Source organism: Streptacidiphilus sp. BW17 (assembly GCF_041262485.1).
Taxonomy (GTDB): domain Bacteria; phylum Actinomycetota; class Actinomycetes; order Streptomycetales; family Streptomycetaceae; genus Streptacidiphilus.
Genome location: NZ_JBGCCR010000010.1, coordinates 91,210 through 116,100, shown reverse-complemented (window position 1 = coordinate 116,100; position 24,891 = coordinate 91,210). Strand labels below are relative to the sequence as shown.

Here is a 24,891-nt window from a genome sequence, read left to right as displayed (position 1 = left end):
GATCAGCCTGGCTGCCGCCCACCTCGCCCGCCCGGCGTGGTTGCGCCGGGCGGGCGAGGTGAGCGCGCTGCTCAGGGTGCGTAGGCCTGGAGTTCGGAGAGCTGTCCGGCCGGCCAGGAGGAGTTGGCCGTGAAGGTGAGTCGCAGGTAGCGGGTGGTGGTACCGGCGGGGAGGCTGATGGTGGCGGTGTTGCCGGTGTTGGGGTCGAAGGAGTAGGTGGCCGAGGGGACGAGGGTGCTGTAGCTGGAGCCGTCGGTGCTGTCGAGGACCGAGAGGGTCTGCGTGCGCGCGCCCCAGGACGTCGACGGCGGAAGCAGCATCACCAGTTTGCCCACGGCGGTGGTGCTGCCGAGGTCGAGCGTGAAGCTCTGCGGGAAGGCGTTGTCGGTGCTCTCCCAGTAGGTGTTGGGGTCGCCGTCGACTGCGTTGGCGGCCACGTAGTTCTGGGTGTGGCCGGTGTCCGCGACCACCTTGCCCAGCGCCAGGTCAGTGCTCCCGATCGCCGTGGCGGTCGGGGTGGGTGTGGGCGTGGGGCTGGCCGTCGCGGAACTGCTCGGTGCGTAGGCCTGGAGTTCGGAGAGCTGTCCGGCCGGCCAGGAGGAGTTCGCGGTGAACGTCAGCCGGAGGTAGCGGGTGTCGGTGCCCGCAGGGAGGTTGATGGTGGCCGTGTTGCCGGTGTTGGGGTCGAACGAGTAGGTGGCCGACGGGACGAGGGTGCTGTAGCTGGAGCCGTCGGTGCTGTCGAGGACGGAGAGGGTCTGCGTCCGCGCCCCCCACGCCGATGACGGCGGCAGCAGCATGACCAGGTGGTCGACGGCGGTGGCGCTGCCGAGGTCCAGCGTGAAGCTCTGGGGGAACGCGTTGTCGGTGCTCTCCCAGTAGGTGTTGGGGTCGCCGTCGACGGCGTTGGCGGCGACGTAGTTCTGGGTGTGGCCGGTGTCCGAGACCGCCTTGCCCAGCGCCAGGTTGCCGCCCGGCGGGGTGGTCTGCGTGGGTGAGGGCGACGGGGACGGCGAGGTGCTGGTCGCGGTCGGCGTGGGGGTCGGCGAGCCGGTGCCGTTGCCCGGACCGGTCGGCGGCAGGCCCACCGGGGAGGGGAAGGCGGTCAGCGTCGGCGTGGTACTCCAACCACTGTTGCCGCTGCCCTGGTTGAACACGAACGTGCCCGCGACGTCGTTCGGGTAGCCGTAGTCGTACGCGCCCGCCACACCGACGTTGCTCGCGGTCAGGCCGCTCACCGAGGCCGAGCCTGGCGTCTCCGCCTGGAAGACCGTGGTGCCGGTCCAGTCGACGCTGTTGTCGGTGAAGTTGAGCCCGTTGACTGCGTAGCCCTGGCCGCCGCCCCCGACGATCTCGAAGGCGCTGTAGGGGCTGTCGTCCACCGCGTTGCCGCTGACGTTGACGGTGACGTTGGTGAACGCCGAGTCGTAGGCGTCGAACCGCATCGCGCCCATCGGGTGACCCCAGTTGGGGTTCATCGCCCCGGTGCGGATCAGCGTGTTGTCGGAGACCGTGATGGTCCCGGACAGCGGGGTGAAGGGCTGCAGGAAGGCCTCGTTGGAGACGGCGATGCCGCTGCCGAGCGGGTTGGTGTCGGCGATGACGTTGCCCTGGATGGTGTTGTTCGAGCCGCCGTAGTCCGCGATCCCGTTGGCCAACGTCGGCTCGACGATGGTGTTGTCGCTGAGCGAGATGCCCGAGTCGGCGGCGGGGTAGGACCACAGGGCGAGCCCGTCGTCGCCGGTGTTGCGCAGGAAGTTGTTCTCGACGGTGTTGTTCGTCGCGTTGCCGTTGAAGTTCAGCCCGTCCGCGTCCGTGGACAGCACGATGCAGTTCTTCACGGTCAGCCCGGTGTTGCCGTACTGGAGCCAGAAGCCGACGTTGGTGTCCTGGATCCACAGGCCGTCGACGGTCGAACCGCTGCCGAGCGAGCCGTTGATCGCGTTGGCGGTGCTGTCGTCGTGACGGCCGACGGTCGAGCCGAGGATGGCGAAGCCGCTCAGGTTGACCGGGCCGGAGACGTCCGAGGTGTTGTCGATGAACTCGTTGGTCCTGATCTGCGAGTACCAGGCCCCGGCTCCGGCGATGGTGGCCTTGGGGACCTGCAGCGCCGAGGAGACCAGGAAGGTGCCCGCCGGGATCCAGACCGGCTCGTTGGCGGAGGCGGCAGCGGAGATCGCCGTCCGAAAGGCGTTGGTGGAGTCGGCCGCGCCGGTCGGGTCCGCGCCCTCGCTGACCACGGAGACGGAGTTGGCGGGTTGCGTCGCGGGCGCGCCCACGTCGAAGAAGTCGGCGACGTCCAGGGTGTAGGGCAGCGCGGTGTCACCCGCGTCGACCTGGAAGGTCACCGTGCCACCGGTGTTGACCGTGGACGGCAGCATCATCCGCACGTCGTCGTAGAGCTTGTGCACCTTGGAGCCGGGCACCTGGCCGGTGGTGATGTAGCTGTAGGCAGAGGTCAGTGGGAGCTGCTGGCTGAGCTTGGTGCCGTTGACGTAGACCGAGAGGTCGCCGGAGCTGCCCTGCGGCACCGCGTAGTGCAGGTCGAAGGCGTTGGCGGGTGCGGTCAGGGTGAACGTCACGTACTGGCCCTGGCCGGTCAGTTGGACCGCCTGTCGGCCGGAGGCCTCGGTGGCCAGGTCGCCCTGGGTGTAGTCGGGGCCGATCACCGTGCCGTTGGTGGACGCCTGCGGTCCCTCGGCCTCGTACTCGGTCATGCCGGGGATCGAGGCGCCCGTGCCGTTGGCGGCGCCGGCGGCGAAGGGGGTGAGCGCGGACTGTGTGGTTGCCGGTGCTGCTGCCTGGGCCTGGTGGGCGGGCCCGGCGAGGAGGAGGCCCAACACGCCGGTCGCTGCTGCGGTGACGGCAGCGAGCACGGCGGTGGAGCGGCGGTACGTCATCACGTACGACCTTCCGTGGACGGGGACTTCCGTGGAGAGGGAACAGCCGCGAGGGTCGACATGGCGGTCACAGCAGGGCGGGGGCATGACACATCCCCGCAGAGCACAGACCGGTCCGTCTCGGCCTGGCGAGTCACTCTGGCACAGGCGGCAGATGGGAGCAATATGCTGACAGAAGTCTGCAAATATTGAGCGAGTGAGAGGCTGGCGCGGTGGAGCAGACGGGCGGGCAGCACGTCGGGTTGTTGCACTGGATGGCAAGAAGGGGCAAGAATTTGCGGGTATCCGGCATATAGCATGTCGGCATGACACGACGACTTGCCCATGTGGCCCAGAAGGTCGGAGTGAGCGAGGCGACCGTCAGCCGGGTGCTCAACGGCAAGCCCGGGGTCTCCGCGCAAACCCGCGAGGCGGTGCTCACCGCCCTGGATGTGATGGGATACGAGCGGCCGACCCAACTGCGCGGTGAGCGAGCCCGGTTGGTCGGGCTGGTGCTGCCGGAGCTGCAGAACCCGATCTTCCCCGCCTTCGCCGAGGTGGTCAGCGGTGCGCTGGCGCAGCAGGGGTTCACGCCCGTGCTCTGCACCCAGACCGCGGGCGGCGTCTCCGAGGCCGACTACGTCGAACTCCTGCTCCAGCAACAGGTTTCCGGCGTGATCTTCTTCGGTGGGCACTACGCCCTGGCCGGCCTCTCCCATGCGCACTACGAGCGCCTGGAGCAGCGCGGGCTGCCCACCGTCCTGATGAACGCGGCCGTTCCCGGCCTGGGGTTTCCCCAGGTCAGCTGTGACGACGCGGTGGCGGCGGAGCAGGCGGTCGCGCTGCTGGTGTCGTTGGGGCACGAACGCGTGGGACTGGTCCTCGGCCCGCCCGACCACATGCCCTCGCGGCGCAAACTCGTGGCAGCCAAGCGGGCGTTGGTCAAGGCGGGGCTCGACCTGCCGGAGGACCGTGTGGAGCACGCGCTGTTCTCGCTGGAGGGCGGCCAGGCCGCCGCGATGCGCCTGCTGAACCGCGGCGTGACCGGGATCGTCTGCGCCTCCGACCCGATTGCCCTCGGCGCGATCCGCGCGGCGCGGCGGCAGGGGCTGGACGTGCCGCGGGAGGTCTCGATCGTCGGTTATGACGACTCGTCGTTCATGACCTGCACGGATCCGCCGCTCACCACCGTCCGTCAGCCGATCGAGGCGATGGGCCGAACTGCCGTGGAGCTGCTGATCGGCGAGTTGGCGGGCACCCAGGTCACCCATGACGAGCTGCTCTTCGAGCCCGAGCTCGTCGTCCGCGGCTCGACCGGCCCGGCTCTCGCGGCGTCCTCGGCGTCAGGTCGCTGACCAGCGCGGGGAGTTGACCCTGCAACCCCTGACAGAACCACTGCAGCACCACTGCGGGGCGTACGGCACGACAGAGGGACCGCATCCATTCGGATGCGGTCCCTCTGTCATTGGCACGTCATCACATCTCGTTTGGATGTCGTAATTTTGCAAAGTTCCGTCGGCATCTTGTGTCTCCCTGTCGGCGTCCCTATGGTGAGGCGCACCGCAGGCTCTCTCTGCTGACACCCACTCACCCCACCCGCCCACGAAGGGTCTTCAGCCATGCGCAGATCCGCAGCGCTCGTGGTCGCCGCCACCGTCGCGATGACCGCAGCCGCCTGTTCCAGCTCCGGCACCGGCGGAGCAGGCAACACCGGTAACGCCAACGGCAAGGTCACCATCTCCATCGACTGCGCACCGCCGAGCAGCCGCCCCACCCAGGTGCAGCAGTGGAACGCCGACATCGCGGGATTCGAGAAGCTCCACCCGAACATCACGGTCAGGAGCATCGACACCTTCCCCTGCGAGACACCGGAGCTCTTCACTGCGGCGCTGCGCGGCGGCACCGAGGCGAACGTCTTCTACACGTACTTCACCGACCTGTCGCAGGTCCTCGCCTCGGGACAGGCCGCCGACATCACCCCGTACGTGACCACGGCCAACCTGCCGGTCAAGAACGACATCCTCCCGTCCGTATGGGCGCCGCTGACGTCCGGCGGAAAGACCTACGGGGTCCCGCGGACCAACTACACGATGGGGATGATCATCAATCGGAAGCTCTTCCAGCAGGCTGGGCTGAATCCCGATCAGCCGCCCACCACCTGGCCCGAGGTGGAGGCCGACGCCAAGAAGATCGCCGCTCTTGGCAACGGCGTCGCCGGCTACGGCGACTACAGCGCGGGCAACAACGGCGGTTGGCACTTCGCGGCGGAGCTCTACGCGCAGGGCGGGCGGATGGTGAGCCCGGACGGCACCAAGGCCGCGTTCGACAACGCGCAGGGCCTCGCCGTCCTGCAGAACCTGCAGACGCTGCGTTTCACCGACAACGTCATGGGGACGACGCAGCTGTACAAGTGGGGCGACCTGCAGAAGCAGATGGCCGCGGGCAAGCTCGGAATGTACATCGCCGCCCCGGACGACATCACCTACATGGTGCAGAGTCTCGGCGCGCACTACTCCGACTTCTCCATGGGCCCGATGCCCGGTCAGAGCGGGCCTGCCGTCGGGACCTTGGCCGGTGGCGACGACTACCTGTTCAACGTCAAGGACAGCCCCGCCCAGATCACGGCGGGGATCCAGCTGGTCAGCTACCTGTGGCTGACGATGGGTCAGGGACAGCAGTACAACTACCCGCGGTCCAAGACGTCCGGCCAGGCGGTCGGTCTGCCCGAGCCGGAGTTGTTCCAGGGAGCCACCGCGGCCGCGGACAACAAGCTCAAGGCCGCCAACGCGACCATGTCGGTGCAGGCCTTCGCTCCGTTCGTGAACGCCGCGATCCCCGGGGTCACCGAGCCGCCGAACGCGCAGGCCATCTACAAGATCCTCGACACGACCATGGCCTCCGTGCTCACCGACCCGCACGCGAACGCGCAGCAACTGCTGGACACCGCCCAGTCGCAGGTCAACGAGGTCCTGGCCAACGCGCAGTAGGGCCGCCCCGCTGCCACACACCCCGTTGCCTCACACCCCGTTGCCTCACGTTCACTTGAGCTCCGAGGAGTCCCCGATGGCGGTCCTGACCGCATCCTCCGACACCGGCTCGCCGCCCCTGCGGACGGCGGGCCGGGCCGGGGCACTGCGCAGAAGCGTGCGGCGCAACCTGACCGCGCACGGCTTCCTGATCGGCGCGGTGCTCTGCTTCGCCTGCTTCACCTGGTACCCCATGGTCCGCGAAGTGATCATGAGCTTCCAGAAGGCGCGGGCGGGGCAGACGACCTGGGTCGGCCTGCACAACCTCCAGCAGATCAGCAACGACCCGAGCTTCTGGATCGCCTGGCGCAACACCGCCGAGTTCACCGGGCTCGCGCTGGTCCTGGGGTTCGCGCTGCCGTTCGTCGTGGCCGTGGTGATGAACGAACTGCGGCACGCCCGCGGCTATCTGCGGGTGCTTGTCTACCTGCCGGTGATGCTGCCGCCGATCACCTCGCTGCTGGTCTTCAAGGACCTCTACGACCCGCAGTACGGCCTGCTCGACCGGATGCTCCAGCTGCTGCACCTGCCCACCTCGGCGTGGCTGCAGTCGCCGAACATGTCGATGCCGGCCGTGGTCATCGCGTCCACCTGGATGAACATGGGCAGCGCCACCCTGATCTACCTGGCCGCCCTGCAGAACATCCCCGGTGAGCTCTACGAGGCGGCCGAGCTCGACGGTGCGGGAGTGTTGCGCCGGATCCGGCATGTGACGATCCCGCAGACCCGGCTGATCCTCTCGCTCATGCTGATGCTGCAGATCGTGGCGACCATGCAGGTCTTCGTCGAGCCGTTCGTGCTCACCAACGGCGGTCAGGGCGTGGACAACTCCACCACCACGATCGTCTACCTGATCTACCAGTACGCCTTCAACTTCAGCAACTACGGCGCCGCCTGCGCCCTCGGACTGCTTCTGCTGCTGGTCCTGGCCGGCTTCTCGCTGCTGTACGTGCGGCTGAACCGGAGGGCCGACGCATGAGTGACACCCGCACTCTGATCAATCCGGCCCAGATGAACCGCGCCGTCTACCGGGTGACGCTGCTGCTCGTCGTCGCGGTCTTCACGCTGGTCTTCCTCGGCCCGCTCTACCTGCTGGTGACGGACGGACTGAAGTCCACCGCCGAATCCATCGCGACGCCGCCCACCTTCTACCCGCACCAGGTCCAGCTGTCGAACTACTCCGACGCCTGGAACCGCCTCAACATCTCGCAACTGCTGCTGAACACCCTCTGGTACGCCTTCGGCGCCCTCGTCTTCCAGCTGGTCTTCGACGTCGCCGCCGCGTACTCGCTGTCGAAGCTGCGGCCCGTGCTCGGCAACGCGATCCTCGGTCTGATGCTGGCCAGCCTGATGATCCCCGCCATGGTGCTGATCGTCCCGCAGTACCTGACCGTGCTCGACCTGCCGCTGCTCCACCTCAACCTGCTCAACAGCCCCTGGGCGATCTGGCTGCCGTCCGTGGCCAACGCCTTCAACATCTACCTGCTCAAGCGCTTCTTCGACTCCGTCCCGCAGGAACTGCTCGACTCCGCCGCCATCGACGGGGCAGGGCCGCTGCGGACCCTGTGGTCGATCGTGCTGCCCATGTCGCGGCCGATCCTCGGGGTGGTGTCGATCTTCGCCCTGGTCAACGTGTGGAAGGACTTCCTCTGGCCACTGCTGGCCGAGCCCGACCCCACCAAGCAGACCCTGAACGCCGGCATCTACTCGCTCTCGCTCGGGGTGCCCCAGAACGTCCTCATCGCGGCGGCGGCCATCTCGGCCGTGCCGACGGTTCTGTTCTTCCTGTTCTTCCAACGCAACATCATGTCCGGCCTGACCGCAGGCAGCCTCAAGGGCTGACTCTCCCGAGGAGACCGCTACCTTGCTTCAAGCCCACGAATGGTGGCGCGGCGCCGCGATCTACCAGGTCTACGTGCGCAGCTTCGCCGACGCGGACGGAGACGGCGTCGGCGACCTGGCGGGAGTCCGCTCCCGGCTGCCCTACCTGGCCCGGCTCGGCGTCGACGCGCTCTGGTTCAACCCCTGGTACGCCTCGCCGATGGCGGACGGCGGCTACGACGTCGCCGACTACCGCCGCATCCACCCCGCCTTCGGAACCCTCGCCGACGCCGAGCGGCTCATCGCCGACGCGCTCGAACTGGGGATCCGGACCATCGTCGACATCGTCCCCAACCACGTCTCCGAGGAGCACCTCTGGTTCCAGCACGCGCTGGCCGCAGGGCCGGGCTCGCCGCAGCGGGACCGCTTCTGGTTCCGCGAAGGACGCGGAGCGAACGGTGAGTTGCCGCCCAACAACTGGCCCTCGCAGTTCGGCGGCAGCGCCTGGACCCGCGTCCCTGACGGTCAGTGGTACCTGCACCGCTTCGCCTCCCAGCAGCCCGACCTGAACTGGCAGCACCCGGAGGTGCGCCGTGAGCACGAGGAGGTGCTGCGTTTCTGGTTCGACCGCGGCGCGGCCGGGGTCCGCATCGACTCCGCCGCGGAGGTGGTCAAGGACCCGCAGCTGCCCGACGTGGTCGAAGGCACCGACGAACGCCCCTACGTCGACCGCGACGAGATCCACGACATCTACCGCAGCTGGCGCAAGCTCGCCGACACCTACAGCCCGCCGCGTGCTCTGATCGGCGAGGTCTGGCTTCCCGACCCCGACCGGTTCGCCCGCTACCTGCGCCCCGACGAACTGCACACCGCCTTCAACTTCGGCTTCCTGAGCTGTCCCTGGGACGCCGACCGGCTGCGCGAGACGATCACGACCACGCTCACCGTGCACACGCCGGTCGGGGCCCCGGCCACCTGGGTGCTCGCCAACCACGACATCACCCGTACCGTCACCCGCTACGGCCGGGCCGACACCGGGTTCGACTTCGCCACCAAGGCCCACGGCATCCCGACGGACCTGGAGCTCGGCACCCGCCGGGCCCGCGCCGCCGCCCTGCTGAGCCTGGCGCTGCCCGGCTCGGTCTACCTCTACCAGGGCGAGGAGTTGGGCCTGCCCGAGGTCGAGGACCTCCCGGCGGAGGTGATCGAGGATCCGATGTACCACCGCACCGCGGGCGCCGATCCGGGCCGCGACGGCTGCCGGGTGCCGCTGCCGTGGAGCGGCTCCGAGCCCCCGTTCGGCTTTTCCGGACCCGGCTCGGCGGCCACCTGGCTGCCCCAGCCGCCGGACTGGGCGCCGCGCACGGCGGGCAGCCAGGCGGACGACCCGGACTCGATGCTCCAGCTGTACCGCAAGGCCCTGCACCTGCGCCGCACCCATCCCGCGCTCGGGGACGGCACGATGACCTGGCTTCCCGGCGACCCCGCCGTGCTGGCCTTCACCCGCAACGGCACCGGTTTCACCTGCGTGGCCAACCTGGGCAAGGCCCCCGCGCCGCTCCCGCCGCACCGCGCGGTCCTGCTCGCCAGCGGCCCGCTGCCGGACGGGCAGTTGCCCCCGGAAACCGCGGCGTGGCTCCACGCCTCCTGACCCGTGGAGCCACGCCGCTCGAGGCCGCACCGCTTTCGAGGGTGAGCGGTGCGGCCTCCCGTCAGAACGACGCGACCTGAGCCCGTGCCTGGGCCAGCCGCGCGACCGCGCCGAACAGCGCTCGCGCAGCCGCGTCGTTCTGGCGGAACGCCGGCGAATTGCTGCGTGGACGGGCGAACGCCGCGACCGCCCGGGCGCTGGTGTGCGCGCCGAGCGCGATCCGGCGCGGATGCGGTCGGCCGGTGGCGTCGACGATCGCGCCGTTCTGAGGGTCCGTCAGCATCAGTCCCGAACGCAGCTCTTCGGTCGCCTCGCCGCGTGCGAACAGGTCGCGCAGGAGCGGGGAGTCGGTGCGCCGCAGCGTGGCACGCGGGAGCCGCGCCTCGACGAGCGTGGTCGCGGTCGTCACCACTCCCGCAAGGGCGGGGCTGTGGGCGAGGAAGCGGCCGGTTGCCTGGTCCGCCTCGACGCGCAGATCGGGGCCGAGGAAGTGCAGCAGGCCCGCGTCCGACAGCGCCAGCAGCTCCCGGAGCCGGTGGCCGGGCGGACCGCTGGCCAGGAAGCTGAAGAAGCCGTGCCACCAGCCGTCCAGGTCCCGGGCCAGCGAGGTCGCGTCCAACCGACCGCTCGCGGCGACGCGTGGGAGCTGGCCGTAGACGGAGAGCAGCGCGTAGAACGCGCCGAGATCGGCGCTGTGGGCGCGGCTGCTCCGGCGCGCCACGTCGCCGCGGACATGGCGCTGCAGTGCCTCCCGCAGGGCGGCGGGAGAGGCGAAGGACGCCCCGGCGAGCGGGCGGTCCAGCGCCTCGAAGTCGATCCGGTCGTCCGGGTCGGGCACGGCGCGGGCCACCAGCGCGGCCGTGGCCGGGTCGTACCAGGGCAGCGGGGCGAAGGCGGCGAGGAACTCCTCCCACGGCATCCGGGCGCGCTCCGGATGGCCGTGGAACAGCTCGTGGTAGTGGCCGTACGCGATCTCCTTGGCCACCGACGGCCAGACGTCGGCGCGGAAGTCGAGCGGGCCGTCCCCGACCAGCAGTAGGTCCACCGCATCGGGCCCGAGGAAACGCGGTAGCGGAGGCGGCGGGCCCTGGAGGCGGTAGCCGGTCTTGGCGTGGTACGGCACGCCGCGCCGCGAACCGGCGTGCAGCACGGGCTCGCGGCCTGACGGCAGGTAGACGAGCGAGCCGTCGGGCCGGGGGAGGTAGCGTCCGCCGCGCCCCTCGGTGAGCAGCACGACCAGATCGACCGCCGCCAGGCCGAGACCCCGCAGGACGACGTCCTCGCCCGCTGCGATCGCGTCCAACTCCGATCCGAGGTCGGCGGAGTAGGCGGGTGGCAGGTAGCGCAGGCCATGTCGGGCCGCGAAGTGCGCCAAGCGCTCCTCGTCGGGCTCGGGATGTGCGTCCAGGTGTCCCAGCGTCAGCACGACCAGGTCCGCGGTGACGGTGCGCCCGGACGCGAGGACGACCTGCTGCGGTTCGTCCGGGCCTCCGTGCAGACCGACGGCGGCCTCGCGGTGGACGTGGACCCGGGCGAAGGGGGCCAGCGCGGCCGTGGTCCGCCGGAACACCCAGTCGAGGTAGGCGCTCTGGGCGCGTCGGGTGGGGAAGTCGGTGGGCGCCAGTTGCTCCAGCTCGGCCCGGACCGCCGGGTCCGCCACGGTGTCGACGTCCGGCCCGGCGGCCCACTCGGCGAGCGAGGGGCCGGGGAGGACGGGCCCGTCCATGACGGTCGCGGAGTCGGTGAACATGGTGACGTCCTCGGCCATGGAGTTCATCCGCAGCAACGGGGATTGGTCGTCTCGCCACACCCGGCCGGGGCCGGGCGGATGGGGGTCGATCAGATGGATCGTCAGGTTAAGTTCTGCCGACAGCAGTTGAGGAGCGTTGGCGAGGATCCGGTCCAACAGCCCGGTGGCGCGCGGTCCGACGCCGACGACGGCGACACTGGCCTGCCTCATCGGTTGCTCCGTCCGACGCGGCGCTCCATGAAGAACTGACCGACCGTCAGCACGCTGGTGACGACCAGGTACCAGAGGGCGGCCACCAGCAGCAGCGGGATCACCTGGTAGGTGCGGTTGTAGACGATCTGCACCGAGTACAGCAGGTCGACCACGGCCAGCACGCTGACGATCGAGGTGCTCTTGAGCGTGCCGATCAGCATGTTGCCCGCAGCCGGGACGATGCTGCGCATGGCCTGGGGCAGCACGATCCGGAGTAGCGTGCGCAGCCGGCCGAGGCCGAGCGCGGCGGCGGCCTCGTGCTGGCCGGCGTCGACGGCGAGCAGGCCGCCGCGCACCACCTCCGCCGCGTAGGCAGCCTCGTGCAGGGTCAGGCCGATGACAGCGGTGGCGGTCCCGCCCAGCAGGTTGACCGTGCTCACCGAGGCCAGCGTCGGGCCGAACGGTACGCCGATGCTCAGCGTCGGGTAGAGCAGGCCGATGTTGTACCAGAGCAGCAGTTGGACCAGGACCGGTGTGGCCCGGAAGACCCAGAGATAGCCCCAGGCCAGGCTGCGCAGCACCGGGTTGGCGGAGATCCGCAGCGCGGCGATCCCCGCGCCCAGGGCGAAGCCGAGGCCGGTGACGACAGCCGTCAGCCACAGCGTGAGCACGAGCCCGTCCAGCACCCCGGCGCTGGTGAAGTACCGGGCGACGACGCCCCATTGGAAGGCGTGGTTGGAGAGCACGGAGTGAAGCGCGACGGCGAGCAGGAACAGGGCCAGCACGGCGGTCGCCCAGCGACCGGGGTGTCGCCGGGGGCGGATCCGGGTCGGGAGGTGTGGACCGGCGTCTGCGGTTTCGGCAGTCGACTCGGCGGTGGTTGAGGCAGTGGTTTCGGCCGCTGGCAGGCGCAGCGGGGGAACGTCGGATGCGACGGTCACGGGAGGGAGCCTCCGAAGGAGAACGCGGACAGCGGCGTCGCGGCACGAAGGCCGGGTGGGCGCGCCGGGCCAGGAAGAGCCCCGGCGGCGTGATCGCTGTCGCCTCCGCCGCATCCCTCAACACGGCGTTCCCGCAAGACTACGTCGGCCGGTCGGCGTCGCGTCAAGGCCGCCCGGTGTCGTGGTGCCCGCCGACGCCGCCGTGGTCTCGCCGTCGCCGACACCTGCCGAGACCTGCATGGACGCGTCCGACGGGCGGGACGGTGGTTGACGCGGACGTATGACCGCTGCTCAACTGTGCGATGTGAGTACCGAGCAGCCTCTGGTCATTCGAGGCCACATCGACTTCGGTCGAGTGTGGTCCGCCGCGTGTTGTCGCTGACCCCTTCCTGCTGACTCGGTAGCGGGCCGCTCGTTCGGCCCTTCCCTCCTTCGCGCCCCCGTGCCGTGGGCCGGACTCCTTCACGCGTTGCCGCTGCCGCGCATCCGCTGCTGTCGCCTGCCTCCCCTGTTCCGTGGCCTGACCCTGCCCGCCTTCCTGGTGCGCGGCTGGTCGGCCACGGCGTCACCCATGCCCGCGGAAAGGCCGCGCCTTGCCTGGAACCTTCGTTGAGCCACGCTTTCAGCCACCCGCTGAGCCACCCGCTCAACCAGCCACCGAAGCTCCCGAGTTCGAGTTGCGTGCCGTCCGGATGGACGACCCGCTCGCCGAACCCCTGCTGCGCGAACTCGCGGACGAGTACCGCACCCGGTATCCCGAGCACCGCGACGTCGGCCGGTCCGAGCTGGAGCGTTATCCGGCAACGGAGTTCGCTCCGCCGAACGGCGCGCTGCTGCTCCTCCTGGAGCGGGGCGAGCCCGTCGCCGGTGGCGCCTTCCGGCGCTATCGCGAGGACGAACCGCAGACCGCCGAGCTCAAGCGGATCTGGACCCACTCGCGTCACCGCCGCCGGGGTCTGGCCCGACGCATCGTCAGTGCGCTGGAGCAGGAGGCGTTGGCGCGCGGCTACCGGGACGTCTACCTGACCACCGGCCCACGTCAGCCGGAGGCCAGGGCCCTGTACCTGGCGACCGGCTACACGCCGCTCTTCGACCTGCATGCGGACCCGGAGTCGATCGGGCCGTTGCCGTTCCGCAAGTCACTTGAAGCGGCGGCGATCGCGGAGGAGGGACGGTCCGATGCGCGTTGACCGATCGGCGCTGCGCGTGCCCGCTGTGCTGCTCAGCCTCGTTGCTCTGATCGCGTTGAGCGCGTGCGCGTCCGACACGTCCGACGTCGCCAACTCGGTGGCTGCGGCCGGCCCGAGCGGCAACGTGGTCTCCTCCGTGCGGAAGGTGGACGCCGCCGCCGCGCTGCTGCCCGCTGCCGTCCGTGCCTCGGGCGAGATCACCGTGGCGACCGCGGTCGGCGGCCCGCCGAGCGCCTCCTACCCCGACGGCGCGAGCAGCAGCCCGGTCGGGCAGGACATCGACATCACCGACGCGGTCGCGGCGGTGCTGGGCCTGCGGGTGAACCGGCAGATCGCGGCCTTCGAGACGATCCTCCCGGGGCTCAGCTCGGGCAAGTACCAACTGGGCGTGGGCAACTTCGGTGTGACGACCGAGCGTTTGAAGACGGTCGACTTCGTCACCTACATCGACGACGGCCAGGGCTTCGCGGTCCGCGCCGGCAGCCCGATCAAGCAGATCGGCTCGCTGCGCCAACTGTGCGGACTGACCGTCGGCGCGGGAGCCGGAACGACCTTCGAGGCGACGCTGGAGCAGAACGCCCACGTCTGCACGGACGCGGGGCTGCCCGCCTACCGGGTGCAGGTCTACTCCGACAGCGGGGCGCTGCAACTCGGCCTGCAGCAAGGCCGGTTCGACGTGCTGATGTCGACCATCAACGGCCTGCGCTACCAGGAGAAGCAGACCGGCGGTGCCGTGCACTACCTCGGCCCCTTCCACCGCCTCGACGTCGGTTTCGTCTTCCCCAAGGGCTCGCCGCTGACCCGTGCCTTTCAGGCCGCCGTCCAGCAGCTGATCGCGGACGGGACCTACCGGAAGATCCTCGCCGCCTGGGGCACGACCGACTCCGCGATCACCACCTCGCAGATCAACCCGCCCGAGTCGGCCGGCTGAGTCTCCACACCCTTCACCCCCTCACGGAGTTCCCATGAGCATCACCACCTCCGACATCACCGCATCGCCGCCGACGGCGGTCGTCGCCCCGGCCCGCAAGGCTCAGCAGCCGCGGACCGTGCCGCTGCGTCACCCCGGCCGTTGGGTCGGGGTCGCCGTGGCGCTGGTGCTGCTGGCGCAGTTGGCGCACGCGTTGGTCACCAATCCGGGCCTGGACTGGCCGACCTTCCGGGCCTACCTCTTCGATCCGAGCGTGCTCCAAGGCGTCTGGCTCACCGTCCAGTTGACCGTGCTGTCCGCGCTGGCCGGATTCGCCCTCGGCCTGGTGCTGGCGCTGATGCGGCTGTCCCGCAGCCCGCTGCTGCGCGTGGTCGCCTACGGCTACGTGTGGTTGGTCCGGTCGGTGCCGCTGCTGGTCCAGGTGCTCTTCTGGTTCAACCTCTCCTACCTCTACCAGCGCATCCAGATCGGCGTGCCGTTCGGGCCGGGCTTCTTCTCCATCGCCACCAACAGTCTCGTCAACGCGATGGGCGCGGCCGTACTGGCACTCGCCGTGAACGAGGCGGCCTTCGCGGCGGAGATCGTCCGGGCGGGTGTCCTCTCCGTGGACGCCGGTCAGTTGGAGGCCGCCGCCGCGCTCGGCCTGCCACGCAGACGCCAACTGCGCCGGATCGTCATGCCGCAGGCGATGCGCACCATCGCCCCCGCCGCCGCGAACCAGCTGATCGCGCTGTTCAAGAACACCTCGATCGTCTCGGTGATGGCGATCATGGAGCTCTTCTACACGGTCCAGGTGATCTACGGACGCACCTCACGCGTCGTCCCCATGCTGCTGGTGGCCACCGCCTGGTACGTCGCGTTGACGACCGTGCTCTCGGTCTTCCAGTACGCCGTCGAGCGGCGCTTCGCCCGCGGGGCCGGACGCGACGGCGGACCCACCCGGCAACGACCCGTCCACCTGCTGCGGCGGCTGCGCGCCGCGTTCGACGACCTGCGCGCCCGCGCGGCCGAAGGGAGCCTGCGATGACCACCACCACCACCACGACAGAAGTCGGCACGACGGAAGCCAGTGCCGCGACTCCGCCCGTAGTCGTGGACGTCCGCGGCCTGCGCAAGTCGTTCGGCGGCCACGAGGTGCTGCGCGGCGTCGACCTCCAGGTCCGGGCCGGTGAGGTCACCGTCGTGCTCGGGCCGTCCGGTTCGGGCAAGTCGACACTGCTGCGCAGCATCAACCATCTGGAGAAGGTCGACGCCGGCTACGTCCGCATCGACGACGAGCTGATCGGCTACCGGCAGGTCGGCGACCGTCTGCACGAGCTGCGGGAGCGCGACGTGCTGCGCCAGCGGGCCCGGATCGGCTTCGTGTTCCAGCAGTTCAACCTCTTCCCGCACCTGACGGTCGTGGAGAACCTGGTCGAGGCGCCCGTCGCCGTGCTCGGCCGGTCCCGCGACCAGGCCCGCGAGCTGGCGCTGACGCTGCTGGAACGCGTCGGGCTGCAGGACAAGGCGGACGCCTACCCGCGTCGGCTCTCGGGTGGTCAGCAGCAGCGGGTCGCCATCGCCCGCGCGTTGGCGCTGGAGCCGAAGGTGCTGCTCTTCGACGAGCCCACCTCCGCGCTCGACCCGGAGTTGGTCGGCGAGGTGCTCGACGTCGTCAAGGACCTGGCCCGCAGCGGCACCACGATGATCGTCGTCACCCACGAGATCGGCTTCGCCCGCGAGGTGGCCGACAGCGTCGTGTTCATGGACGACGGTCAGATCGTCGAACAGGGCCCGCCCGCCGAGGTCCTCGACGATCCGCAACACCCACGCACCCAGGCGTTCCTGTCCAAGGTGCTCTGAGTCTTACCCCCCGAATCCCCCTCTCGTAGAAAGCACGATCACCATGCGTCCCTTCCGTACCGCTGCCGCCGCCACCGTCCTCGCCAGCGCGCTCACCCTCACCGCGTGCAGTGCGTCGGGGACGAGCGCGGGGGGCGCCGGCCCGCAGTCCGTAACCGAGGCGAACGGTGTCAGCTTCAATCTGACGCCCGATCAGCATCGTTATACGGCACCCGAGGACCCGAGGATCGCGGCCGAGGTCCCGGCCGCGATCCGGAACAGAGGGACGCTCGACGTCGTCGACTCCGCCCAGGGAGCGGCGCCGCTCAGCTTCTTCGCCACCGACAACCGGACCGTCATCGGCGTCGAACCCGACCTCGCCTCCGCCGTCGCGGACGTCCTCGGGCTCAAGGTGCAGTTCCACCCGGTGGACTGGGCGCAGATCTTCGTCGGCCTGGACAGCGGCAAGTACGACGTCGGCTTCTCCAACATCACCGACACCGAACTGCGCAAGCAGAAGTACGACTTCGCCACCTACCGCAAGGACAACATCGCCTTCGAGGCCCGCAAGGGCACCACCTGGCGGATCAACGGTCCCAAGGACGTCGCCGGACGGACCATCGCGGTGAGCTCGGGCACGACGCAGGAGAAGATCCTGCTGGACTGGAGCCACCAGGACGCGGCGGCCGGCCTCAAGCCGGTCACGGTGAAGTACTACAGCACCGACTCCGACACCTACCTGGCCCTGCAGTCCGGCCGGATCGACGCCTACCTCGGTCCCAACCCGACCGCGCAGTACCACGCGGCGGTGTCGGGGCAGACCGAGATCGTCGGCGTCCTCTCGGGTGCGGGAGAGGCGTTGCAGGGCCTCATCGGCGCGACGACCAAGAAGAACAGCGGGCTGGTCAAGCCGCTGGCCGACGCGATCGACCAACTGATCGCGGACGGCACGTACGGCAAGATCCTGGCCCGCTGGGGCCTGACCAGCGAGGCTCTCCCGTCGTCCGGGATCAACCCGCCGGGGCTGCCGCTGAGCAACTCGTAACGGCCTGAGGGCGTACGGAAGGGGCGCGGTGCCAGGCACCGCGCCCCTTTCTTCGTACGCCGGCCGGGCTTCGTACTCCGGCCTGCTTCGTACTCCGGGACTTCAGGAGGCGACCCGCCGCCGCTCCGCGCCGCCCTGGCCCGGGAGGTCGAGCCCGAGGTGGTCGCGGAGCGTCGTGCCCTCGTACTCCGCGCGGTGCACCCCGCGCTCCTGCAGCAGCGGCACCACGGTGTCGGCGAACTCGTCCAGGCCGCCGGGGACCAGGTGCGGAACGAGGATGAAGCCGTCGCTCGCATCGGCCTGCACCAGCTCGTTGATCTGGTCGGCCACGGAGGCAGGTGAGCCGACGAAGCTCTGCCGTCCGGTGGTCTCGATGACGAACTCGCGGATCGACCACTGCCGCGCCGCCGCCCGCTCCCGCCACTCCTGCGCGGTGGCCACCGGATCGCGGAACATCCGGACGCTGGCCCGGCCCTGGGCGACCGTGTGCTCGCCGACCTTCGGGTCGATCTCGGGCAGCGGGCCGTCCGGGTCGTAACCGGACAGGTCGCGGTTCCATACCTGCTCCAGGAACCGCAGCGCGGTCTGTCCGCTGACCTGCTGGCGCCGGACCTCCCTGGCCCGCTCGCGCGCCTCCGCGTCCGTCGCGCCCAGCACGAACGTGGCAGCGGGGAGGATCAGCAACTCGTCGCGGGAGCGCCCGTAGCGGGCGAGTCGGCCCTTGACGTCCGCGTAGAAGGCGCGGCCCTCCTCCAGCGTGCCGTGGCGGCTGAAGATGGCGTCGGCGTCCGCCGCGGCGAACTCGCGGCCCTCCTCGGAGTCCCCGGCCTGGAAGACCACCGGCCGCCCCTGCGGGCTGCGCGGTACGTTGAACCGTCCGTGGATGTCGAAGTGCGCGTCGCGGTGCTCGAACGCGCCCGCGCGCGCGTCGTGCAGGAACCGCCCGGTCGCGGGGTCGGCAGCGACGGCGTCGGAGTCCCAGGAGTCGAAGAGCTCCTGCGCGGTGTGCAGGAAGGCGCGGGCCCGCGCGTAGCGGTCGGACTGGGCGAGGAATCCGCCGCGCCGGAAGTTCTCGCCGGTGAACGCGTCCCACGAGGTGACCACGTTCCAGGCGGCACGGCCGTCGGAGAGGTGGTCCAGGGTGGCGAACTGACGGGCCACCTCGTAGGGCTCGTTGAAGGTCGAGTTGATGGTGCCGGTCAGCCCGAGCCGCTCGGTGACGGCGGCGAGGGCGGCCAGCACGGTGAAGGTGTCGGGACGGCCGACCACGTCCAGGTCGTAGATCTTCCCGTGCTGCTCGCGCAGGCGCAGCCCCTCGGCGAGGAAGAGGAAGTCGAACCGGGCGCGCTCGGCGGTCTGGGCGAAGTGGACGAAGGACTCGAACGCGATCTGGCTGCCGGCGCCGGGGTCGCTCCACACGGTGGTGTTGTTGACGCCCGGGAAGTGCGCGGCGAGATGGACCTGCTTGAGTGGCTTGCTCATGGGGTGACGGTTCCTCACGTCTGTGGTGTCAAGGATCCTCGGTCGGTCGACTACGCGGAGCGAACCACTCACGACCCCGACAGGGCATAGCGGTTGGCGGGCCGGACCAGCCCGAACCGGGCGCGCAGCGAGCCGTCCTCGTAGGCGTGGCGGTACACCCCGCGACGCTGGAGCTCGGGCACCAGTCCGTCGACGATCGCCGGCAGGTCGTGGGCCAGGACGCCCGGGTGGAGACGGAAGCCGCTCAGCCCGGCGTGCTGCCAGGCGAGCAGCAGGTCGGCGAGGTCCGCTGGGGTCCCGGCGAAGACCTCGACCGCGCCGGGACCGCCGGGACCGCCGGGACTGCTGGGACTGCTGGGACTGCCGGGTCCCTCGGCGTCGACGCCGGGGACGCCGGCCGTCTCGTCCAGCCGTGCGAGGCGCTCGACGGCGGCGGCGTGCGAGTCGTCCAGAAAGACCGTCAGATCCGCCAGCACGTGCAGTGGTTCGCCACCCCGTCCGGCCTGCTGCTGCGCGTCCCGCACGCCTGCCACGGCAGTTGCCGCCTCCGCGTCGCTGCGCGGGGCGACGAAGGCGAGGTCGGCGGCGCGGCCCGCCAGTGTCCAGCCCTCCGGGCCGGGTGCGGGGACGGCGACCAGGGGCTGTCCCTGCGGAGGCCGTGGCGTGATCGACGGGCCGCGGACGCTGAAGTGCGGGCTCTCGAAGTCGATGTAGTGCAGCTTCTCGCGGTCCACGAAGCGGCCGGTGGCGGCGTCGCGGATCTCCGCGTCGTCCTCCCAGCTGTCCCAGAGGCGCCGCACCGCCTCGACGTAGTCGGCCGCCTCGTCCAGCAGCACGGAGTTCGGCGGGGAATCACTGAGGCTGCGTCGCCCGAAGTGGTCGGCGACGTCCGGGCGCGGCGACACGGTGACCTGGAGACCGGCGCGACCCGCGCTGATGTGGTCCAGCGTGGCGACGGCCTTGGAGAGGTGGAACGGTTCGGTGTGGGTGGCGACGGCGGTCGGCACCAGGCCGATCCGCCGGGTCAGCGGTGCGACGCGGGCGGCGAGCAGCCCGGCGTCGAGTCGCCCGCGTACCCGGTCCGTCCGGTCGTCGGGCCGGTCCGGCAGCGAGGACTGCAGACCCAGGCCGTCTTCGAAGGTCACCAGGTCGAGCAGACCGCGCTCGGCCTCGGCGACCTGGTCGGCCCAGTAGCGGGCGGTGAAGAGCTCGGTGGGGCGGGCGCCGGGCTCTCGCCAGGCGGCGGGGTGCGCGCCCGCGTCGGCGAGGGCTACGGCCAGATGCAGGCGCGGTCGCGGATGGGACTGTCCGGAGGTCACAGAACTGCCTTTCAGGAGGTGAGGCAAGGGAGATTGAGGGGACGTCAGGCGGCGCGCAACGCCGGACCGGAGGGGAGGGCGCCGATGAACTCGTCGACGGCGCGCCGCAACCGCTGCTCCGACTCGGGTTCCAGCAGCGTGCCGTGGGGCTGGGAGGTGTCGATCGACCGGTCCAGGAGGAAGCAACCGGCCACGACATGACGTGCCGTCAGCGCGGCCAGTACCGGTCGGAGCGCGTAGTCGATGCTGAGCACATGGGCGACGGTGCCGCCGGTCGCCAGCGGGAGAACGGTCTTGCCGGCCAGTCCGTCCTGCGGCAGCAGGTCGAGGAAGGCCTTCAACAGGCCGGTGTAGGCGGACTTGTAGACCGGTGTGGCCACCACGACCCCGTCGGCGCGCTCCACTTCGGCGAGGGCGCGGCGCAGTTCGGGATGGTCCGTCTCGCCCGCGAGCAGTGCGTCCGGCGGCAGGGAGCGCAGGTCGAGATGGTGGACGTCGAAGCCGGTCAGGGAGAGCTGTTGCGCCAGACGTTCACCGACGAGCGCGGTGCGGGAGGAGGCGGAGGGGCTGCCGGACAGGACGAGCAGAGCGGACATGGATGGTCTCCGGAGCAGGCCGGAGCCCGGCTGCGGACGGAGCGACGCTGCGACCGTCAGGGCAGGCGGACCCGGGGCGGGAAGGTCAGGGCAGAGCGCCGGGAAAGCGCTCCGTGTACGTCCTCAGGACGTCAGGACATGCCGACGTCAGGACGTGGAGACGTCAGAACGCGGAGGCGTCGGGACGTCGGACCGGGAGAGCGGAGGGGCGGAGCGGCAGTCCGGAAGAGCCGGGCGCGGCGGAATCAGCGGCCGGCGGCACAGATGGCACTGGCCTGTCGTCGCAGATCGACGTGCAGGCGTGCGGAGAGAACCTCGGACTGGCTCACGTCTGGAAGCCTCTCAGTCAGGAGCATTTCCGTCAATGACTCATATCTGGACGCCATACCGCGATGGGCACCGGACGAGCGGCGCCCACCGCGGGATGCGAGCGATCAGCCGTTCGGCAGGATGACCGCGCGGCCGGTGATCCTGCCTTCGTGCAGGCGCTCGTAGGCCAGCGGCGCCTCGTCCATGCCGTAGGTCTCCACATGGACGTCCACCGCGCCCGCGCGGGCCAGGTCGAGGACCTCGATCAGCTCGGAGCGCGACCCCCAGTACGGCGCGCGGACCGCCGCGTCGTAGGGGAGGACACCGAAGCCGACCGGCAGGGCGCCGCCGCCGATGCCGACGATGGTGACGTCGCCCTCGACGCCGACCATCGCCCCGGCGGTCTTGACCGTCGGGGGCGCGCCGACGAAGTCGAAGACCGCCTCCGCGCCGACGCCGCCGGTCAGCGCGCGCACCGCGTCGGCCGCGCGCTCGTCGCTGAGCACCGTCTCGTGCGCGCCGACCTGTCGGGCCAGGGCCAGCTTCTCGTCGCTCACGTCCAGCGCCACCACGTGCGCGGCCGTCATCGCCCGCAACAGCTGGATCGCCACGTGCCCGAGCCCGCCGGTGCCGATGACCACGGCCGTACTGCCGGGGACGAGCTTGGGCAGCGACTCCTTGATCGCGTGATACGGCGTGAGGCCGGCGTCCGTCAGCGGGACGGTTTTCACCGGATCCAGATCGCCCAGCGGGACCAGGTGACGGGCGCTGTCGACCAGCAGGTACTCGGCGATGGCGCCGGGCGCGCCCAGTCCCGGCGGCCGGATGCCGAGCTCGGCCGCGCGCAGGCAGTAGTTCTCCTTGCCCTCGGCGCACTTCACGCAGATGCCGCAGCCCCACGGACCGTAGACGGCCACGGAGTCGCCGACCGACACGCCGCCGACGCCCTCGCCCAGCGCGGCGACGGTCCCCGTGCCCTCGTGGCCGAGCGTGAGCGGCAGCGGGAAGGGAAGCGCCTCGGCGGGCCAGCTCATCACGGCGATGTCGGAGTGGCACACCCCGGCTGCCGTCACCTGCAACAGCACCTGCCCCGGACCCGGTTCCGGATCCGGGACGGTCACGACCTCCGGTGCTGCGCCGATGCTGCGGTACTGGAGCGCTTTCATCCGGCCGCCTTCCTTGCGCGTCGACGGTGCGTCGTCTTCCACTACACACCTCCCCGCCGCGCTCCCGCATCCGCATCGCCAGGCTTCACTTCGGCAGGCGGGTGGCTCACGCCCAGGCGAAGCGGTAGGCGCGGTAGGTGTTCACCCCCGCCGGGAACTCGGCGTTGAAGAGCAGCTTGCCGCTCGGGCCGAACTCCGACACGTACGGCAGCGACCCCCAGCCGACGGTCAGATCCCCGTTGCGCAGCGTCTGCGCGTTCCCCTGCGACGAGGCGCTCAGCCCGGACGGCTGCGCCACCGAGCGGACGAGCGTGGCGGTGTGCGTGCGCAGGTCCAGCCGGACGGTGTCCACGCGGCTGTAGGGGAGCTCGGAGACCGCGCCGGTGCCGGTGTTGGCGACGCCCGCCGACTCGTTGTCGAAGAAGGTGTACAGCCCGTGCCCGAGCGGCTCCGGGTCGTGCTGCCATGCGAACAGCGTCCGGGCCGTGTTCAGGCGCTGGCCGTGGGCGGCGGTCAGGGTGAACGAGCTGTCCTTGCCGCCGAGCTGCCAGCGGACCGCGCCGGAGGTGCGGGAGACGTCGTACGTGGTCCAGGTGTTGCGTGCGTCGACGAGCAGGCTGCCGTCGGTGTCCTCCTTGACCGCGTTGACGTGGAACCAGTCCCAGGGCGTGGCGGCCGAGGCGGGCAGCGGCTGCTCGCTCTGCGCGTAGGGGACGTGGTCGGCGGCGTCCCACTGGAAGAGGACCTTGCCGGAGCGGATGTCGATCTCCTGGACCACCCCGTCGAGCACCTTCTGGTCCGCCGGGCCGCCGATCGCGCGCAGGTCGGCGGTGGCTTCCTTGTAGGCGAGGATCAGCGCGGTGCCGCGCGGGGTGATCTGGAACTCGTGTCCGTCGGTGGAGTAGCCGTTACCGGCCCGGACCTCGGCGACCTTCTGGTAGCGGTCGTTGTAGACGTAGTCGACGCCCTGGGTGAGCCCGCCGAGCCCGGTGCCCTGCCACCAGGTGAGCACCGGGCGCCCCTGGTAGGTCTGCTTGCGGAAGTCCGCCGCCTCCTGGCCGGTCGGCACGGTGTGGGACCAGACGACCTTGCGGCCGTCGGGGCTGAGGATCTCCACGCCGCTCGCGTAGGCGGAGTTGGCGGACGAGGGCGCGACGAAGAGATCTCCGCCCCCCGTACCGGGCTTGTCGGTCAGCACCTTGAGGGGAGGGAGGGGCAGCGCGTGTCCGGCTGCGCCGGTGGAGGCGGAGGCGGAGGCGGGCAGGAGGGCGGCGACGACTGCTGCGACGGCGGCAGTCAGGATGCTTGCATTCCGACGGTTCTTGGGCATGGGAAACCTCGTCCTGTGGGCAGGCAGACATGAATGGACGCCGCACAGCGCGGGGGCGGCACAAGGCCCCTGCGGTGCGGATGAAGTGATCAGGAGTCAGAGTCGGCGCGGCCGGCGCTCAACCGGCGACCTGAGGTCGCGTGCGGTGCTCAGCAGGCGCGACAGGCAGCGGAACAGACCCGCAGGAGGTCGATGTGACCCCGCGTGGTCAAGGCGATTCGTCGCTGCTGCATGGCCGGAAGCTAGCACGCGGAGGAGACGCCGGGCCAACTTCCGTCCGGATCTTGAGAGCAGTGTTGCAGACACGTTTCGGCGTGTTCCACCGACCTTTCCACCGACCTTTCCACCGACCTTTCCACCGACCTTCCGCCGACCTTTCGGCCGATCTTTCAGGCGGGCGGCTGCGGGCGCACGAGGGTCGCCCCGCATACTGTTCGGGTGGACGAGAACACGCTGGTCCAGGGACGGTACCGACTGCTGCGGCGGATCGGCCGAGGGGGAATGGGGGAGGTCTGGAAGGCGGAGGACGAGTTCCTCGGGCGGCAGGTCGCCGTGAAGTGCCTGATGCCCGAGACGGCCGGACGGCGCGGGGGAGCGTCGGACGAGCTGGTCAAGGAGCGTTTCCGGCGCGAGGCGCGCCTGGCGGCGCAGTTGCAGCACCCCGGGATCACCGTGGTGCACGATTCCGGCGAGTGGTCCGGCATCCTCTTCCTCGTCATGGAGTTGCTCCACGGCGAGGACCTCGGCGCGCTGTTGAACGCCGCCCGGGGACGCCGGCTGCGGCCCGTCGAGGCGATCGGGATCGGCCGTCAGATAGCCACCGCGCTCGCCTACACCCACGAACGCGGTGTGATCCACCGCGACCTCAAACCCGCCAACCTGATCCGCACGGTCGACGGCACCGTCAAGATCTGTGACTTCGGCATCGCCCGGCTCGGTACCGACCTGGGCTTCACCGCTCGCATGGGCGGCAGCTCCTTCGCCATCGGCACGCCGTTCTACATGTCGCCCGAGCAGATCGAGGGCACCGCCGTCGACGAGCGCAGCGACCTCTACTCGTTCGGCTGCCTGCTGTACGAACTGCTGCTCGGTCACCCGCCGTTCCACACGGGTGATCCGCTGGTCATCCTGCTGGACCACCGCGACAGCCCGGTGCCGCCGCCGCGCGCGGAGCGGCCGGAGATCCCCGACGCGCTGGAGCGCCTGGTCCTCGACCTGCTCGCTAAGGACCCCGCGGACCGTCCCGCCGACGCCCACGCGGTGTTGGCCCGCCTGGACGCGGCGGCCGAGGCCGCACCGGGAGCGCGCGGCGCGCTCCCCGACTGGGCGCGGGGGATCGGCCCGGTCCCGGTCTCGCTGGTCCGCGTCGTGCCCGAGCCCCCGGCGGTGGCCGCGTTGACGCGGCGCTGGCGGCGCTGACCACGTCCTGGCGAGGGTGCTGC

General features: G+C 70.6%; 20 protein-coding genes. 11 read left to right on the top strand and 9 right to left on the bottom strand.

The window, feature by feature from the left end:
* Positions 1-71: 71 nt before the first annotated feature.
* Entirely contained in the window at positions 72-2,900 is a 2,829-nt protein-coding gene (locus tag ABH940_RS15065; protein WP_370105446.1) for a discoidin domain-containing protein, read from the bottom strand.
* Positions 2,901-3,205: 305 nt separating this feature from the next.
* Here ABH940_RS15065 and ABH940_RS15060 point away from each other — a divergent pair, with 305 nt between their 5' ends.
* The 5 genes from ABH940_RS15060 to ABH940_RS15040 all read left to right on the top strand — a co-directional run bounded on the left by ABH940_RS15060 (position 3,206) and on the right by ABH940_RS15040 (position 9,377).
* Positions 3,206-4,234, top strand: coding sequence for a LacI family DNA-binding transcriptional regulator (locus ABH940_RS15060; protein ID WP_370068081.1), 1,029 nt, complete (start codon positions 3,206-3,208; stop codon positions 4,232-4,234).
* Between the two features lie 264 nt (positions 4,235-4,498).
* Positions 4,499-5,866 (top strand): extracellular solute-binding protein, encoded by a 1,368-nt coding sequence (locus tag ABH940_RS15055; RefSeq protein WP_370068079.1) that lies wholly within the window; start codon positions 4,499-4,501, stop codon positions 5,864-5,866.
* A gap of 76 nt (positions 5,867-5,942) precedes the next feature.
* On the top strand, positions 5,943-6,884 hold the full coding sequence (locus ABH940_RS15050; protein ID WP_370068077.1) for a carbohydrate ABC transporter permease: 942 nt from the start codon (positions 5,943-5,945) through the stop codon (positions 6,882-6,884).
* On the top strand, positions 6,881-7,747 hold the full coding sequence (locus tag ABH940_RS15045) for a carbohydrate ABC transporter permease (RefSeq protein WP_370068075.1): 867 nt from the start codon (positions 6,881-6,883) through the stop codon (positions 7,745-7,747). The genes ABH940_RS15050 and ABH940_RS15045 overlap by 4 nt, the downstream gene beginning before the upstream one ends.
* A 22-nt stretch (positions 7,748-7,769) precedes the next feature.
* Positions 7,770-9,377 (top strand): glycoside hydrolase family 13 protein, encoded by a 1,608-nt coding sequence (locus tag ABH940_RS15040; RefSeq protein WP_370068073.1) that lies wholly within the window; start codon positions 7,770-7,772, stop codon positions 9,375-9,377.
* 61 nt (positions 9,378-9,438) lie between these two features.
* On the opposite strand, the gene ABH940_RS15035 is transcribed toward ABH940_RS15040, so the two are convergent.
* Together ABH940_RS15035 and ABH940_RS15030 are read right to left on the bottom strand one after the other, a co-directional pair.
* Entirely contained in the window at positions 9,439-11,337 is a 1,899-nt protein-coding gene (locus ABH940_RS15035; RefSeq protein ID WP_370105445.1) for an FAD/NAD(P)-binding protein, read from the bottom strand.
* Positions 11,334-12,260: an amino acid ABC transporter permease gene (locus tag ABH940_RS15030; RefSeq protein ID WP_370105444.1), complete on the bottom strand. Its 927-nt coding sequence runs from the start codon at positions 12,258-12,260 to the stop codon at positions 11,334-11,336. Before ABH940_RS15030 ends, ABH940_RS15035 begins: the two co-directional genes overlap by 4 nt.
* Before the next feature lie 692 nt (positions 12,261-12,952).
* On the opposite strand from ABH940_RS15030, the gene ABH940_RS15025 reads away from it, so the two are divergent.
* From ABH940_RS15025 to ABH940_RS15005, 5 genes are read left to right on the top strand one after another with little or no spacing between them, the layout of a single operon-like run.
* Positions 12,953-13,450 (top strand): GNAT family N-acetyltransferase, encoded by a 498-nt coding sequence (locus ABH940_RS15025; RefSeq protein ID WP_370068067.1) that lies wholly within the window; start codon positions 12,953-12,955, stop codon positions 13,448-13,450.
* A complete protein-coding gene (locus ABH940_RS15020; protein WP_370068065.1) occupies positions 13,440-14,381 on the top strand; it encodes an ABC transporter substrate-binding protein in 942 nt (313 codons plus the stop codon). The genes ABH940_RS15025 and ABH940_RS15020 overlap by 11 nt, the downstream gene beginning before the upstream one ends.
* A gap of 34 nt (positions 14,382-14,415) precedes the next feature.
* Complete coding sequence (locus tag ABH940_RS15015) at positions 14,416-15,408, top strand: amino acid ABC transporter permease (RefSeq protein WP_370068063.1); 993 nt, start codon at positions 14,416-14,418, stop codon at positions 15,406-15,408.
* Positions 15,405-16,223: an amino acid ABC transporter ATP-binding protein gene (locus ABH940_RS15010; protein WP_370105443.1), complete on the top strand. Its 819-nt coding sequence runs from the start codon at positions 15,405-15,407 to the stop codon at positions 16,221-16,223. The genes ABH940_RS15015 and ABH940_RS15010 overlap by 4 nt, the downstream gene beginning before the upstream one ends.
* 43 nt (positions 16,224-16,266) lie before the next feature.
* Entirely contained in the window at positions 16,267-17,247 is a 981-nt protein-coding gene (locus tag ABH940_RS15005) for an ABC transporter substrate-binding protein (protein WP_370068059.1), read from the top strand.
* A gap of 102 nt (positions 17,248-17,349) precedes the next feature.
* Here ABH940_RS15005 and ABH940_RS15000 read toward each other — a convergent pair whose 3' ends face one another.
* The 6 genes from ABH940_RS15000 to ABH940_RS14975 all read right to left on the bottom strand — a co-directional run bounded on the left by ABH940_RS15000 (position 17,350) and on the right by ABH940_RS14975 (position 23,449).
* The gene (locus tag ABH940_RS15000; protein WP_370068057.1) at positions 17,350-18,729 is read right to left on the bottom strand and encodes an NtaA/DmoA family FMN-dependent monooxygenase; all 1,380 of its coding nucleotides are present in this window, start codon (positions 18,727-18,729) and stop codon (positions 17,350-17,352) included.
* A gap of 68 nt (positions 18,730-18,797) precedes the next feature.
* Complete coding sequence (locus tag ABH940_RS14995) at positions 18,798-20,048, bottom strand: LLM class flavin-dependent oxidoreductase (protein WP_370105442.1); 1,251 nt, start codon at positions 20,046-20,048, stop codon at positions 18,798-18,800.
* A 44-nt stretch (positions 20,049-20,092) separates the two neighbouring features.
* Positions 20,093-20,644 (bottom strand): NADPH-dependent FMN reductase, encoded by a 552-nt coding sequence (gene ssuE, locus ABH940_RS14990; RefSeq protein WP_370068053.1) that lies wholly within the window; start codon positions 20,642-20,644, stop codon positions 20,093-20,095.
* 245 nt (positions 20,645-20,889) lie between these two features.
* Positions 20,890-21,000 (bottom strand): putative leader peptide, encoded by a 111-nt coding sequence (locus ABH940_RS14985; RefSeq protein WP_370068051.1) that lies wholly within the window; start codon positions 20,998-21,000, stop codon positions 20,890-20,892.
* Positions 21,001-21,078: 78 nt separating this feature from the next.
* Positions 21,079-22,119: an NAD(P)-dependent alcohol dehydrogenase gene (locus ABH940_RS14980; protein ID WP_370068329.1), complete on the bottom strand. Its 1,041-nt coding sequence runs from the start codon at positions 22,117-22,119 to the stop codon at positions 21,079-21,081.
* Positions 22,120-22,225: 106 nt separating this feature from the next.
* Positions 22,226-23,449 carry an arylsulfotransferase family protein gene (locus ABH940_RS14975; RefSeq protein ID WP_370105441.1) on the bottom strand — a complete coding sequence of 408 codons (1,224 nt, stop codon included), beginning with the start codon at positions 23,447-23,449 and terminating at the stop codon, positions 22,226-22,228.
* A gap of 438 nt (positions 23,450-23,887) precedes the next feature.
* Here ABH940_RS14975 and ABH940_RS14970 point away from each other — a divergent pair, with 438 nt between their 5' ends.
* Entirely contained in the window at positions 23,888-24,868 is a 981-nt protein-coding gene (locus ABH940_RS14970; protein ID WP_370068047.1) for a serine/threonine-protein kinase, read from the top strand.
* Positions 24,869-24,891: the final 23 nt, after the last annotated feature.

Bases quoted from the DNA above. Each gene is read 5' to 3' on its own strand.
- ABH940_RS15025 (WP_370068067.1), top strand. From the start codon at position 12,953: ATGGACGACCCGCTCGCCGAACCCCTGCTGCGCGAACTCGCGGACGAG.
- ABH940_RS15055 (WP_370068079.1), top strand. From the start codon at position 4,499: ATGCGCAGATCCGCAGCGCTCGTGGTCGCCGCCACCGTCGCGATGACC.
- ABH940_RS15035 (WP_370105445.1), bottom strand. From the start codon at position 11,337: ATGAGGCAGGCCAGTGTCGCCGTCGTCGGCGTCGGACCGCGCGCCACC.
- ABH940_RS15015 (WP_370068063.1), top strand. From the start codon at position 14,416: ATGAGCATCACCACCTCCGACATCACCGCATCGCCGCCGACGGCGGTC.
- ABH940_RS15010 (WP_370105443.1), top strand. From the start codon at position 15,405: ATGACCACCACCACCACCACGACAGAAGTCGGCACGACGGAAGCCAGT.
- ABH940_RS15045 (WP_370068075.1), top strand. From the start codon at position 6,881: ATGAGTGACACCCGCACTCTGATCAATCCGGCCCAGATGAACCGCGCC.
- ABH940_RS15060 (WP_370068081.1), top strand. From the start codon at position 3,206: ATGACACGACGACTTGCCCATGTGGCCCAGAAGGTCGGAGTGAGCGAG.
- ABH940_RS14985 (WP_370068051.1), bottom strand. From the start codon at position 21,000: ATGCTCCTGACTGAGAGGCTTCCAGACGTGAGCCAGTCCGAGGTTCTC.
- ABH940_RS14975 (WP_370105441.1), bottom strand. From the start codon at position 23,449: ATGCCCAAGAACCGTCGGAATGCAAGCATCCTGACTGCCGCCGTCGCA.
- ssuE (WP_370068053.1), bottom strand. From the start codon at position 20,644: ATGTCCGCTCTGCTCGTCCTGTCCGGCAGCCCCTCCGCCTCCTCCCGC.
- ABH940_RS15065 (WP_370105446.1), bottom strand. From the start codon at position 2,900: ATGACGTACCGCCGCTCCACCGCCGTGCTCGCTGCCGTCACCGCAGCA.
- ABH940_RS15000 (WP_370068057.1), bottom strand. From the start codon at position 18,729: ATGAGCAAGCCACTCAAGCAGGTCCATCTCGCCGCGCACTTCCCGGGC.
- ABH940_RS15020 (WP_370068065.1), top strand. From the start codon at position 13,440: ATGCGCGTTGACCGATCGGCGCTGCGCGTGCCCGCTGTGCTGCTCAGC.
- ABH940_RS15005 (WP_370068059.1), top strand. From the start codon at position 16,267: ATGCGTCCCTTCCGTACCGCTGCCGCCGCCACCGTCCTCGCCAGCGCG.
- ABH940_RS15050 (WP_370068077.1), top strand. From the start codon at position 5,943: ATGGCGGTCCTGACCGCATCCTCCGACACCGGCTCGCCGCCCCTGCGG.
- ABH940_RS14980 (WP_370068329.1), bottom strand. From the start codon at position 22,119: ATGAAAGCGCTCCAGTACCGCAGCATCGGCGCAGCACCGGAGGTCGTG.